The following is an 11,986-nucleotide window of genomic DNA, read 5'->3' as shown; positions in this document are numbered from 1 at the left end:
GGGGCTGGGAGGGCGTGGCCTCGGGCGGCGGCGGCACGTCCTCCTCGGGCGCGCCCACCAGGGGCGGCGGCGTGAGGTTCCCGGTCGGAGCCGTGGCGGGCTCGGCGGGGGCTTCCTGGGCGGAGGCCAGGCCCGACACGAGCAGCAGGGCGACGAGGGGGAACGGACAGGGGGAGCGCTTCACCACGCCCCACGCTACCGCAAGGGCGGCGCCCGCGTCGCCTCGTCCCCGGCGACCTCCACGCGCGGCCGGCGGCGCAGGGCCCGGAACACGAGCGGCGCCGCGGCCAGCAGCAACTGGGGCCCCAAGGACAGCGCGTCCGGGTACAGGCCCAGCATGTCCACGGTGAAGAAGCGCACCGGCACCAGCGGCAACGCCCCCACCTCCTGCAGCGAGTGGATGCCCTTGCCCAGCAGCATCACCGCCGTCACCACCAGCACCACGGTGGAGAGGTTGAAGAGCGTCTTCATGGGCAGCCGGTAGCCCATGCGGTTGACGAAGAGCACCAGCAGCCCCAACGCCACGACGCCGGCCAGCACGCCCCACGCCACGCCCGCCGCCGAGTCCGTCGCGAGCCCCTGCAGGAAGATGGCCGTCTCGAAGCTCTCGCGCAGCACCGACGTGAAGGCGATGGCGAACAGGCCGAACAGGCTGCCCCGGCCCAGCGCGCCCTGCATGCGCTGGCGCAATTCGCCCATGAAGACGCTGACGTTGGCGCGCGCGTTGAGCCACAGCGCCGCGTACAGGAGCATGCCTACGGCGACGAGCGCCGTGACGCCCTCCATCCACTCGCGCTGCGCCCCGGCCATCAGCTTGCGGCCCAGCACGTACGCGAGCGCGCCGACGATGAGCGCGGACACCCAGCCCGCGTGCACCACGCGCACCTGCTCCATGGCCTTCATCTTCTTGAGCGCCGCCAGGAGCGCCGTGACGATGATGGTCGCCTCGAAGCCCTCGCGCAGCAGGATGAGCAGCGTCAGCCACACCACCGACAGCATGCTGGTGGTGCTGCCGTTCTCCTTGCGCGCCTGGTCCAGCAGCGACAGCAGCTCCCGCCCCTCGTCCTGCAGGTGCGGGCTCTTGCGCTCCGCGGCGAGCCGCGCCTGGAGGAAGGCCTCTTCCAACTGCTGGGTGAGGACGGGGTTCCTGCCGCGCAGCTTGGGCTCCACCGGCTCCAGGCCGTTGAGGTACGCGTCCAGCAGCTCCGTCTTCGCGCCCGCGTAGTCACCCGCCGCGCCCAGGCGCAGCGCGTTGCCCACCGCCTGCCGCGCGGCGACGAGCGCCTTCTCCTCGTCCTCGGCCGGGAGGCTGCGGCGCAGGCACGCGACCTTGTCCGCGCCGTACTCCTTCGCGAGCTCCGCGTCGGTGGCGGTGGCCAGGCGCTCCAGCGAGGCGCGCGGCGGCTGGGCATCGCACGGCGGCTGGCGCAGCGTGAAGACGAAGAAGGCCAGCGACCAGCGGTCGTCCTCGGAGAGGGTGGGGTAGGCCGGCATCGCGGTGCCGGGCACGCCGAAGCTGGTGGTGTTGAAGGCCTTGTATGGCGTCAGGCCGTCCTCCATCAGCTCCGGGTCCTGGAAGTTCGCCGGGCGCGGCTCCATGGTGTCCGCGATGGCCACCGCCGCCTTGCCGTCCGCGCCGTGGCAGGACGCGCAGTTGGTCTGGAACAGCTTCGCCCCGTGCTCCACGTCCGGCGCCTTGCGCGGGCTGCGCGCCAGGCCCCCCGCGAGCACCAGGCTCTCCACCAGCTCCCCGCAGTCGCGGCTGACGCCCTCGGGGTCCGTGTGCTGGTCCACGCGCGCCTGGATGTCCTTCACGCGCGGCACGAAGGTGGCCGCCGCCGGGCCCAGGTCCTTCGCCGCGTCCAGCGCCTCCGCCGCGAAGCTCCGCTGCTCCGTCAGCTCGAAGTCGGAGCGCGACGCCACCGCCGCCGGGTAGTCCGCCTGGAGGTACTGGAGGATGCCCACCAGCCGGTGCCAGGTGCGCCCCTCGTCGGACGCGGGCGCTTCTGCCCGGACGGAGGAGGACAGCGCGAGCAACAGGCACAGCGTGATGGAGGCGGCGCGATTCACGTCCGCGTTCTACCAACGCCTCCGGGGCCTTTCAATTCTGAGAATCAATATCATAATGAGGCCCGCTCATACGTGAAGAAACCAAAAGGAGGCTCCGCCTCCGGGTGGGGGTCCTGCTCCACGAGCCTCCAGGAGGACAGGTCCACGGGTGGGAAGCGGGCATCGCCGGGGAAGTCGCGGTCGATGAGGGTGAGGTAGAGCCGCTGCCAGCGGTCCGCCGTCTGGGCGTACAGGTCCGCGCCGCCCGCGATGAAGACCTCGCTGTCGGAGCGGGCCTGCTCCAGGGCCTCGTCCACGGAGTGCGCCACCTGGACGCCGGGCGGGGGGGCCCAGTCGCGCTGGCGGGTGATGACGATGGTGGCGCGGCCGGGCAGCGGCCTCCCGATGGAGTCGTACGTCTTGCGCCCCATGACGAGCGTGTGGCCCAGGGTCAGGCGCTTGAAGCGGGCCAGGTCCGGCGGCAGGCGCCAGGGCAGGGTGTTGCCCTGGCCGATGACCCGGTTCGTCGCCATGGCGACGATGGCGGACAGGCGCGCCGTCATACGGCCACGGGCGCCTTGATGGCGGGGTGCGGGTCGTAGCCTTCCAGCGTGAAGTCCTCGTAGCGGAAGGCGAACAGGTCCTTCACGTCCGGGTTGAGGCGCATGCGCGGCAGGGGGCGGGGCGCGCGCGTGAGCTGCTCCTTCGCCTGCTCCACGTGGTTCAGGTACAGGTGCGCGTCGCCCAGCGTGTGGATGAACTCGTGCGCGACGAGCCCCGTGGCCTGCGCCACCATCATCGTCAGGAGCGCGTACGACGCGATGTTGAAGGGCAGCCCCAGGAAGAGGTCCGCGCTGCGCTGGTAGAGCTGGCAGGAGAGGCGGCCGTCGGCCACGTAGAACTGGAACATCACGTGGCAGGGGGGCAGCTTCATGACCGGCAGGTCCGCCACGTTCCACGCGCTGACCAGGTGCCGGCGCGAGTCCGGGCTCTTCTTCAGGCCCTCCACCAGCTGCCGCATCTGGTCCACGGGCGTGCCATCCGGCGTGGTCCAGGAGCGCCACTGGTGGCCGTACACGGGGCCCAGGCTGCCGTCCGCGTCCGCCCACTCGTCCCAGATGGTGACGCCCTGGGCCTGGAGGGAGCGCACGCTCGTGTCCCCCCGGAGCATCCACAGGAGTTCATGGAGGATGGACTTCACGTGCAGCTTCTTGGTCGTCACCAGGGGGAAGCCCTGGGTGAGGTCGAAGCGCAGCTGGTGGCCGAAGAGGCTCAGCGTCCCCGTGCCCGTGCGGTCGCCCTTCTTCGTCCCGTGATTCAGAACGTGGTCCATCAGACTCAGGTATTGCTGCATGCCCTTTTTTCTAGGTTCGCGGCGGGGGGTGATCAAACTTCCTTCCAGCGATTGTTCTCTGCCGGGCGTCGCCTCCGTCGCGGCGCTAGAAGAGGGTGGAATGAAGATCTACACGAAGACCGGCGATGCGGGAGAGACGGGCCTCTTCGGGGGCGGTCGCGTGTCCAAGGACGACGCGCTGGTGGACGCCTACGGCGAGGTGGACGAGCTCAACGCCACGCTGGGCCTCGCGCGGACCTTCTCCCTGCCCGCGGACCTGGACCACTTCCTCCAGCGCCTCCAGGAGCAGCTCTTCACGGTGGGCGCGGTGCTGGCCACGCCGCCGCAGAGCCGGGCCGCGGCGCACATCCCGGAGCTGAAGCCCGAGTGGGTGGAGGAGATGGAGCGCCACATCGACCGGTACGAGGAGGAGCTGCCGAAGATGACGCACTTCATCCTGCCCGGAGGCGCGTCCGCGGCGGCGGCGCTGCACCTGGCGCGCACGGTGTGCCGCCGGGCCGAACGCCGGGTGGTGTCGCTCCTGCGCGAGGACCGGGCGCCGCCGGCCGTGGCCATGTACCTGAACCGCTTGTCGGACCTGCTCTTCGTCGTGGCGCGGCTGGTGAACTTCCGCGCCGGGTTGCCGGACGTGAAGTGGATCCCCGAGAAGCCCTCGAAGTAGGCGGTGTGAGCGTGGATCCGCTGCCCACCGCCCGGCTCCGGGAGCTTGCCCAGCAGGTGGGCTTCGACCTCATCGGCTTCGCGCGCGCGGAGCCCATTCCGCCGTCGTCGCTGCTGTCGTGGCTGGAGGCCGGCTACGACGCGGACATGGACTGGATGGGGTCGCGCGCGGAGGAGCGGCTCGACGTGTCGGTGCTGCTGCCCGGCGCGAAGACGGTGCTGTCGTTCGCCAACAACTACTACCGGGACGACGCGCCGTCGCAGGGCTCGCCCATCGCGCGGTATGCGCGCGGCCGCGACTACCACTCCACGCTGCGCGACCGGATGAAGGCGTTCCGCAAGACCATCAACGCCTGGTACCCGGGGCTGGGCACCTACGGCGGCGTGGACAGCGGGCCCATGATGGAGAAGGTGTGGGCCGCGCGCGGGGGCCTGGGCTACGTGGGCAAGAACGGGTGCCTCATCACGGAGTCACACGGCTCGTGGGTGCTGCTGGCCACGCTCATCCTGGACGCGGCGGTGGACGTCTACCCGGACGGGCCGGTGGCGGACCGCTGCGGCTCCTGCCGGCGCTGCCTGATGGCGTGTCCCACGGGCGCGCTGGTGGGCCACCGCCAGGTGGATGCGCGGGCGTGCCTGTCGTACCAGACCATCGAGAACCGCGACCGCGACGTGCCGGAGGCGTTCCGGTTCAAGTTCGACAACCTCATCTTCGGCTGCGACATCTGCCAGCAGGTGTGCCCGCTCAACCGCAAGCCGGTGTTCGCCAACGACCACCGCTTCGTGCCCCGCGCGGTGGCGGCCCTGGGCACCGCGGAGCTCGCGGCCCTGACACCCGAGCAATACAAGGAACTCGTCACCGGCACCGCGCTGGCGCGCGCGAAGTACGACGGTTTGAGGCGCAACGCTGTCTATGCACTGGGCGTCGCACGGCAGGCGCACGCCCGGCCGCTGCTCGAAAAACTCAGCGACGACGCCAGTGAGCTGGTACGCAGCGCTGCACGATGGGCGCTTCTCCAACTGGAGTCGTGACACCCGGATCCGCCGCGCCGCTCGGGCGTGTGTACGCGGCGCTGACGGTGCAGGTGCTGATCAGCGCGGGCACGTACCTGGCCGCCAAGCGGGCGATGACGGAGCTGTCGCCGTTCACCGTGGTGCTGTGGCGCTTCCTGGTGTGCGGCGTCGCGTTCACGCTGCTGCTGGCGCTGACGCCAGGGCCCACGCTGCCGCCGCGCGCGGCGTGGAAGCGCGTGGTGTTGCTGGGCCTGATGGGCGGGCCGGTGAACCAGACGCTGTTCTTCTCCGGGTTGTCGCGCTCCACGGCGGCGCACGCGGCGCTGCTCTACGCGCTGACGCCCATGGGCGTGTACGTGGCGAGCCTCGTGCTGGGCCGCGAGCGGGTCTCCACGCGCGCGACGGCGGGCATCCTCACCGCGCTCGTGGGCGTGGTGGTGCTGCTGCTCGGCCGGGGGTTGGCGAGCGCGCAGGGGTCGGTGCAGGGGGACCTGCTCATCCTCACGGCGGTGGTGGCGTGGGTCATCTACACGACGGAGGGCAAGCCGCTCGCCTCTGAATACGGGCCGCTGCGCGCCACCGCGTGGACGATGACGGTGGCGACGGCGCTGCAGCTGCCGCTCATCCCGTTCGTGCTCAAGCCGGGGGAGGTGTGGGCGGCGAGCTTCGCGGCGAAGGGCGCCATCGTGTACCTGGGGCTGATGACGTCGGTGGTGGCGTACCTGCTCTGGTACTACGCGCTGTCGAAGGTGCCCGCGTCGCGCGTGGCCATCTTCTCCAACCTCCAGCCGGCCGCGACGGCGCTCGCGGCCTGGGCCGTCCTCAACGAGTCCCTGCACTGGGAGCTCGCGCTGGGCGGCGCGTTGGTGCTGGTGGGCGTGCGGCTCACGCAGCGCGCCCCGGTGAAGGCTCCACCGGTGGTGGTGGAAGCGGGCTGAGTCAAAAGCGGTGGGCGTCGCTCCAGCCTTCCGCCGGCCGGAGGGCGACTCCCGGCAACCCGCGAAGGGCCTCGGCCACGTCGCCGTCGACCACGATGACGTCGGGGTATTCGTTCATGCGGAACACCCGCATCCCCTGGATGGCGGCCGGGTCCAGCACCAGTGACTGGATGCGGGCGATGCGCTTGCGCCACTCCGTGAACTGGGAGCGCTGCCGGTCCATGCAGACAATCCGGCCCAGGACATTCATGGCAAAGTATTTGTCAATGTGCTTGCCGGTGGCCTCGTCCACCATCTCGACGGGATGGTAGTCGATGTTGTCCACCCCCACAGCCTCCAGTCGCTCCCTCATGCGCCGCGAGCAGAAGTCCACCGGCACCTCCGTGAAGTAGTCCGGATACGCATCGCGCACCTCCTCCACGGTGAGCTTCAGGCCGGAGGGCTTCTCGTCCGGGGGGATGAGTCTGCCCATGCTCCACTTGAGGTCATGGCCCGGATTGGCATCCTCGAACGAAACCATGAACGCGGTTTCGCGCTCCTGCTCCAACACGAAATACATGCGAAGTCCTTTCTAGAACGGCGTCGTGTCCAGCTTCACGGTCGTCCACGGGGGAGGTCGGGCTCCGGCCCCCGGGTACCCCTCATGCTCGACCTTCTGCTTCTTCCCGCCGCCGTGCAGGTACGTGTAAACGTGCTTCCCTGTCTTGCCATACAAATCCGTGGCGACCCTCAGGTGCTCGGGATGGCAGATCCAGGAGCCACCCACCACGTGGAGGAAGGCGAAGTTCACCGCGCCCTTGACGAGCCCCTTCAGGTTGTTCTCGAACTCCTGCATCGACTCCTCTGTGCAGGTGGTCGCGTCATAGGCAAGAAAGGCCATTCGATGGTAGATCAAGTCGCTCGTTTTGAAGTAGCTCTTGGCGTGACGTCCTGTGTGGAGTTGCAGGGGTTTTCCCAGGTCGATGGACACCCAGAAGCTCTTGTATTCCTTCTTCACGTCTGCCGGCCATGACGCCGTGGGGTCCGCCTTGGGGGACACCGCTCCGTGCCGGTTCGGCAGTTGGATGATGTTCTGAGGCTGGTTGGGCGCGAAGCCCACCTTGTCGAGGAAGTGATTGAGGCGCAGGCGCCTGTCCTTGCCCTTCTGGACGAAGCTGGTGAAGGCCAGTGCATGGTGGCCCTCCGTTGGGTACGGCGGAGGGAAGTGGGCGTTGGGATAGATGGCGGCGCGCTCGGCATCCCCTCCGTCGAACACTCCCACCATGCTCTTGTCTCGCTCCCAGCCGCTCTTGGAGACGGGTGATTCGACCTTCTCCTTCTTGGGGTCGTCGTGCTTCTTGCTGCAGATGACGCACTGGCCGTCGTCCTGCAGCTTCTGGACATCGGAAACCGTCTCGCCCATCTCCATGATGAAGAACCTCCCGTGAGAGTTGTCTGGATGTGAGGTCGCTGACGGCCTCACCCCATGATGTTCTTCTTGTTGTGGAAGAGCGGGTCCCCGAGCCTGCACACGTTCTTGCCCTCGAACTTCACGTCGAACGAGTACATCATGAACTCCGCCGGTCCCTGGGTGGAGCTGCTCATGACGCCGCCGCCCGCTGTCCCGGCCTCGTCCCCCGCCGTCGTCTTGTATTGTGCGCCCTTCACCATCGGCATCTTGCCGTTGATGCTCACCTTCTTCGGCCCCTTTGACGCATCCGAGGACTTGCCGATGTTTGGATAGGGAATGGGCACCGGCCCGCCCGGGCTGGGCGTCTTGCACACGTCCGGGAACACGATGCTCTGCCCACCCCCATCCTCCGTCGCTACGCCTCGTCCATTGGCGAAGACCTTCGTACCCATCTGTGCCCCCTATGGCGTTGCTGACTGCACCATCACCGCGGCGCGCGCTTCGCGGTCCGAGGAACCCCAGACCAGACACGGCCCTTCACGATACCCCTTGCGCAATCCCACTGCGGCGGCACCGAGCATCATCGGACCCAGCGCCGCCCCCGCATCGCCGGTGTATTCCGCCGGGTGTTCCATGCGGAATTCCGTCTCGAAGCGTTGGGCGTGTCGCAGGTAGGCCACGCCCCACTCCTTCGTCCAGAAGCTCTCGCCATTGAAGCCCGCGTAGACGCAGCGGACCTTGGGGCTCTGTGGTGGCAGCCCCGCGAAGAGCTGCTGGAAGGCCTGCGACAGCCCTTCTCCCAGGTAGGGCTCGGTGCTGTAGCGGTGTCCCGGCTCTCTTCCCAGGCCCGCGCCCGTGATGCTCGCGAGAGGCTCGCGGCCCAGGCGCTTCGCCGTGCCGGGCACCCCGAGCCAGAGGAAGGCCGCGCCCTCGCCCGGGATGAACCCATCGGCGACGTCCCGTCGTTTCAACCGGTCTTCCGCGTCCAGGTGCGCCAGCAGTCGCGCATCCCAGTAGGTGTCCACGCCGCCTACCAGCACCTGTCTGGCACGCCGGGTGGCCAGCAGCTCCAGCCCCCGCGCCACCGCCATCAGGCCGCCTGCGCGCCCCTGTCGCAGCAAATGGCTGGAGGCCTCCACCTCCACGCCGGCCTGCGACTGGAGGTGCTCCAGGAAGGCGTCTCCCATCGGGTCACCCCAGGGCTGGGGCTCTGGCAGGGCCAGCACCAGCGGCAGGGGCCCTCCGCATGCTCCGGCTACTTCCTGAAGCGCGCAGGCGCCCAGCCGCACCAGTCGACGGTGGCGTGAGGTCATCCGCTTCATGGCCTCCACCAGGCCCTCCCGCAGCGGGGGCAGGTGCTCCTCTTCAAGGACTCCGGCGATCCGGGGTTCGAACTGGCTGTCCTTCAGTCGCGTCTCCCGTACCCGGGTGATGCCCGCGCGGAGGGCCGCCGCCGTGGTGGCCGCTGTCAGCCCCACCGGTGACACCATCCCCAATCCCAGGACTTCCGCTGGCGGCAGCAAGGTCATCTAGCCTTTCACTCCCTCCAGGGTGCGTACCCCGAAGCGGACCTCCTGGACCTTCAGTGCGCGCTTGTCGCAGCCCACCGCGCTCCGCCACGTCAGGCACACCTGCCCCGCGCCCGGCTCCAGCAACACCGTCTCCAGCCGCAGGGAGGGCCGCTCCACCTTCCCGGCGATGCGCACCTCGACGTCCAGCTCACACCGGGGCAGCACGAAGCGCTGAACTCCCTGGGGAGACACGTTGAGCAGCTCCACCGGTTCGCCCCCCTTCAACCCCTCGCGTGCGCGCAGCGCGGGCGGGGCGACGTGGAAGAAGTCTGGCTGGAAGTCCCGGGGCAGGTAGGGGGCCCTCGTCGTCCGCCACGCCTCGTCGTATGTTCCAGCGCTGGCCTTGCGTGGTTGCCAGGAGGGGGCCAACGGCCCCATGCCCACGGGCACTGGGGCATCCGAGATGCCACCGACGAGTTTCGCGGGGTCCTCCAGGTTGGGCAGGGCGCGGCCCTTCATCTCCGAAGCGCTCCGCTTCCCCCGGAAGCCCTGGCCCACCGGGTTGCGCGCCTCACCGAGCACGGCTCCCCCTTCCAGGACGTGCATGCCGCCGAAGGCCCTTTCCCAGACGAGTGGCATCTTCAAGAAGGGCGTGGGGGACGAAGGGGAGGGCGACATCATCCCGCCTCGCCATTGACGGTCTCCAAACACCTGGAGCGCCAGGTGGACGGTCCCCACGCGCACGGACACCTGGCACGAGTCCACGGGCTTCCCACGTGGCGCATGGGCCTCACCCACCAGCAGTACGTCCGTGCCCGGCTTGAGGAGGTGCGCCTCGCCTGCGTACTTCAGGCTCGACTGACCGGGCTCGCCCCAGTGCTCGGCCGCCATCACCAGCGGGCGCTGCCTGGGCGCGATGGACAGGGCGTCCCCAGCAAGGTCGAACGTCGCCTTGACCACCGTGTAGAGCGTGTCCACGCCCCGCTCATCGGGGAACAGGAACAGGCCGGGGACGAAGGGAGAGTCGTTGCGGAGCTGAAGCATGGGGAGTCCGGGACCTCAACCCTCGCGAGTCATCGCCAGGCGGGACGGCGGAAGTGGGGAGCCGCGGCCTTCACCCGCGCCAGCGCGACACGCTGCCGACCTGTCAGGGCGCGCGTGGGAACGAAGAGGGTCCGCCGACTGCGCAGGGCCAACTCCCGCGCCAGCACGTGCCGGCGTCGCATGGGGCCCTGCTCCAGTGCGGCAATGAGCGCCTCCGCCTGGAAGGGGTGGCCCATCAGGTATCGGGTCCCCGGGGCGAAGTTTCCCTTGGCCTCGTGCCACCACCGGGCGACGGGCTCGGCGGCGGGCCACGGAAGGTCGTCTTCGGGTCGGTGCACCAGGTCCGCATCGAGGTCCTCCTGCTCCAGGGGAAGGGGCTCCTCCGGCGGCTCCTCCGGGGGCAGCGCATAGACCCCCTCCAGCCGCAGCCCGGAGATGGCGCTGAAGGCTTCGCCCGCGAGGCGCGCCACGTCCCTGTCCTCGTCCCCCATCCACTCCAGGCACGCCTCGGCGGCGGCAGCCCGCCCACTGAAGCCCAGCGCCCAGAGTGCCTGCGTCCGCCGCTCCGGTCTGCGCAGCATCGCGATGAGCCGCCCCAGCTCCGCTTCCTCGCAACCGAGCGCCCACAGCACCATGGGCTCACGGGCGTGCGCGTCGCCGGTCTCCAGGGCCTTCCTGCAGGCCTCCCACGCCTCGTGGGCCCCCAGCGCCAGCCCCAGCTCGATGGCCGCGTCGCGGATGCCTGGATGCGCGGAGGCGAGCGCGTGCGACAGCAGCTTCGGGGGGGCCGAGCGGGGCAGCTCCCTCAACCCGCGCAGCGCCGCGATGCGCACCCGGGCATCCTCGTTCGAAAGGAGGTCGGACAGCATGGAGTCCTGGACGGCCCCCCGAAAGACGAGCGCCTCCAGCACGGTCGCCTGCACCTGTGCATCCCCCGATGCCAGCAGCGGAGACAGCACGGCACCCAGCTGTTCCTGGCCACACAGCTCCAGCGCCCGCTGCACGGCGGCACGCTGTCCGGGACCCGCGCCACGCACCCACGCGTGGATGTCCTCGGGCGCCGCCTCCGCCAGCAGGACGAAGGCCGCTGCACACACCCGCGACCGTTCCTCGGACTCCAGCGCCGGCCGGAGCAGCGACTCCGCCACCGGAGCCCCCCCTTCCACCAGCCCGTCTAGATGGGCCAGCAGCCGCTCCTCCAACTCAGCCGTCTCCGCCAGGTCGTAGTCCGGTGCCATCAGGGCGCGTTCCCACCGGGTCCACAGCCAGCTCGCCTCGTCGAGGTGCTCCTCGAACACGTCGGTCATCAGGGGCATGGGCGCACCGGCTCAGCCGAACTGGACGGAACCACCCTTGATGCGGTTCACGCCTTCGGAGTGCGTTTCAACGTAGGTCCCCTTGATGATGACCTTGCCGTTGCGCCGCAGCGTGATGCTCGCCTTTCCGCACTGGAGAACCAGCTCGTCCTGTCCTTCGATGATCCGGAGGGGCGCCGACCCTTCGTCCACGGACGCTGTCACGGGAGCCGGCGGCTCGGCCCTGGAAGGCGACAGGGCGATGATGATGGGGAGCCGGGCGTCCCCCTCCTCGAAGCGCAGCTCCACGGGCCGGCCGCTTTCGATGGAGGAACGCAGCGTCCCGGAGTCCAGCGGCACCACCTTCCGGGCGACCCGGGGGCCCCGGGCATTTCCCTCGAAGTCCACCAGGGGCCGGCCCTGCTCATCCGTCCCGATGATGCGTCCCACGCGGCCCTCCCAGATGCGCTCCGGGGCCTCCTCCACAACCCCTCCGACACCCTGGCTCGTGAACGCTGGCGCAACCATGCGGATGTCCTTGGGCGAGTGGCTTTGGGACCTCCAGCATATCAGAACATTTCACTCTGTGTATGTATGGACTGGGGACCCCCCCGGGTCCTGGCTTGCTCAGTCGCCGTTCGGATCCCAGTCGGAGATGTCCTTCTTGGGCTCTGGCGGCGGCTTCGGACGTGGCGCCTCGGCGGGACGCGGAGGCGGGGCCTTCTTCACCA

General features: G+C 69.6%; 13 protein-coding genes and 1 pseudogene. 3 read left to right on the top strand and 11 right to left on the bottom strand.

Annotated features, from left to right (window positions below; all coding sequences use genetic code 11):
* From D7V97_RS30995 to D7V97_RS30980, 4 genes and pseudogenes are all read right to left on the bottom strand, one after another.
* Positions 1-184: pseudogene (locus D7V97_RS30995) on the bottom strand (hypothetical protein); the annotation flags it as partial.
* Between the two features lie 11 nt (positions 185-195).
* Positions 196-2,070 carry a cytochrome c/FTR1 family iron permease gene (locus tag D7V97_RS30990; RefSeq protein ID WP_120614236.1) on the bottom strand — a complete coding sequence of 625 codons (1,875 nt, stop codon included), beginning with the start codon at positions 2,068-2,070 and terminating at the stop codon, positions 196-198.
* 50 nt (positions 2,071-2,120) lie between these two features.
* Complete coding sequence (locus D7V97_RS30985) at positions 2,121-2,612, bottom strand: dihydrofolate reductase (protein WP_120614235.1); 492 nt, start codon at positions 2,610-2,612, stop codon at positions 2,121-2,123.
* Complete coding sequence (locus tag D7V97_RS30980) at positions 2,609-3,403, bottom strand: thymidylate synthase (protein ID WP_120614234.1); 795 nt, start codon at positions 3,401-3,403, stop codon at positions 2,609-2,611. Before D7V97_RS30980 ends, D7V97_RS30985 begins: the two co-directional genes overlap by 4 nt.
* Before the next feature lie 100 nt (positions 3,404-3,503).
* On the opposite strand from D7V97_RS30980, the gene D7V97_RS30975 reads away from it, so the two are divergent.
* The 3 genes from D7V97_RS30975 to D7V97_RS30965 are packed head-to-tail and all read left to right on the top strand — an operon-like array spanning position 3,504 to position 6,015.
* Positions 3,504-4,064, top strand: coding sequence for a cob(I)yrinic acid a,c-diamide adenosyltransferase (locus D7V97_RS30975; protein WP_120614233.1), 561 nt, complete (start codon positions 3,504-3,506; stop codon positions 4,062-4,064).
* Between the two features lie 11 nt (positions 4,065-4,075).
* Positions 4,076-5,095, top strand: coding sequence for a tRNA epoxyqueuosine(34) reductase QueG (gene queG, locus D7V97_RS30970; protein ID WP_120614237.1), 1,020 nt, complete (start codon positions 4,076-4,078; stop codon positions 5,093-5,095).
* Entirely contained in the window at positions 5,068-6,015 is a 948-nt protein-coding gene (locus D7V97_RS30965) for a DMT family transporter (RefSeq protein WP_120614232.1), read from the top strand. The genes queG and D7V97_RS30965 overlap by 28 nt, the downstream gene beginning before the upstream one ends.
* A 1-nt stretch (position 6,016) precedes the next feature.
* Here D7V97_RS30965 and D7V97_RS30960 read toward each other — a convergent pair whose 3' ends face one another.
* The 7 genes from D7V97_RS30960 to D7V97_RS30930 are packed head-to-tail and all read right to left on the bottom strand — an operon-like array spanning position 6,017 to position 11,783.
* Positions 6,017-6,574: a DUF1629 domain-containing protein gene (locus D7V97_RS30960; protein ID WP_120614231.1), complete on the bottom strand. Its 558-nt coding sequence runs from the start codon at positions 6,572-6,574 to the stop codon at positions 6,017-6,019.
* 12 nt (positions 6,575-6,586) lie between these two features.
* On the bottom strand, positions 6,587-7,423 hold the full coding sequence (locus D7V97_RS30955; protein ID WP_120614230.1) for an AHH domain-containing protein: 837 nt from the start codon (positions 7,421-7,423) through the stop codon (positions 6,587-6,589).
* A 50-nt stretch (positions 7,424-7,473) separates the two neighbouring features.
* A complete protein-coding gene (locus tag D7V97_RS30950) occupies positions 7,474-7,857 on the bottom strand; it encodes a DUF4150 domain-containing protein (RefSeq protein ID WP_120614229.1) in 384 nt (127 codons plus the stop codon).
* A 9-nt stretch (positions 7,858-7,866) separates the two neighbouring features.
* Positions 7,867-8,934, bottom strand: coding sequence for a hypothetical protein (locus D7V97_RS30945; RefSeq protein ID WP_233583334.1), 1,068 nt, complete (start codon positions 8,932-8,934; stop codon positions 7,867-7,869).
* Entirely contained in the window at positions 8,935-9,960 is a 1,026-nt protein-coding gene (locus D7V97_RS30940) for a DUF2169 domain-containing protein (protein ID WP_120614227.1), read from the bottom strand.
* Between the two features lie 29 nt (positions 9,961-9,989).
* Entirely contained in the window at positions 9,990-11,276 is a 1,287-nt protein-coding gene (locus tag D7V97_RS30935) for a TIGR02270 family protein (protein ID WP_120614226.1), read from the bottom strand.
* A gap of 12 nt (positions 11,277-11,288) precedes the next feature.
* On the bottom strand, positions 11,289-11,783 hold the full coding sequence (locus tag D7V97_RS30930) for a DUF6484 domain-containing protein (RefSeq protein WP_120614225.1): 495 nt from the start codon (positions 11,781-11,783) through the stop codon (positions 11,289-11,291).
* Positions 11,784-11,986: the final 203 nt, after the last annotated feature.

The sequence above is a fragment of the Corallococcus sp. CA053C genome (assembly GCF_003611675.1).
In the GTDB taxonomy this organism is placed as follows: Bacteria; Myxococcota; Myxococcia; order Myxococcales; family Myxococcaceae; genus Corallococcus.
Note: the sequence above shows the minus strand (reverse complement) of the source record. Positions and strands in the feature narration are given on the sequence as shown.

Bases quoted from the DNA above. Each gene is read 5' to 3' on its own strand.
- D7V97_RS30950 (WP_120614229.1), bottom strand. From the start codon at position 7,857: ATGGGTACGAAGGTCTTCGCCAATGGACGAGGCGTAGCGACGGAGGAT.
- D7V97_RS30975 (WP_120614233.1), top strand. From the start codon at position 3,504: ATGAAGATCTACACGAAGACCGGCGATGCGGGAGAGACGGGCCTCTTC.
- D7V97_RS30930 (WP_120614225.1), bottom strand. From the start codon at position 11,783: ATGGTTGCGCCAGCGTTCACGAGCCAGGGTGTCGGAGGGGTTGTGGAG.
- D7V97_RS30965 (WP_120614232.1), top strand. From the start codon at position 5,068: ATGGGCGCTTCTCCAACTGGAGTCGTGACACCCGGATCCGCCGCGCCG.
- D7V97_RS30945 (WP_233583334.1), bottom strand. From the start codon at position 8,934: ATGACCTTGCTGCCGCCAGCGGAAGTCCTGGGATTGGGGATGGTGTCA.
- D7V97_RS30940 (WP_120614227.1), bottom strand. From the start codon at position 9,960: ATGCTTCAGCTCCGCAACGACTCTCCCTTCGTCCCCGGCCTGTTCCTG.
- D7V97_RS30985 (WP_120614235.1), bottom strand. From the start codon at position 2,612: ATGACGGCGCGCCTGTCCGCCATCGTCGCCATGGCGACGAACCGGGTC.
- D7V97_RS30980 (WP_120614234.1), bottom strand. From the start codon at position 3,403: ATGCAGCAATACCTGAGTCTGATGGACCACGTTCTGAATCACGGGACG.
- D7V97_RS30955 (WP_120614230.1), bottom strand. From the start codon at position 7,423: ATGGAGATGGGCGAGACGGTTTCCGATGTCCAGAAGCTGCAGGACGAC.
- D7V97_RS30960 (WP_120614231.1), bottom strand. From the start codon at position 6,574: ATGTATTTCGTGTTGGAGCAGGAGCGCGAAACCGCGTTCATGGTTTCG.
- D7V97_RS30935 (WP_120614226.1), bottom strand. From the start codon at position 11,276: ATGCCCCTGATGACCGACGTGTTCGAGGAGCACCTCGACGAGGCGAGC.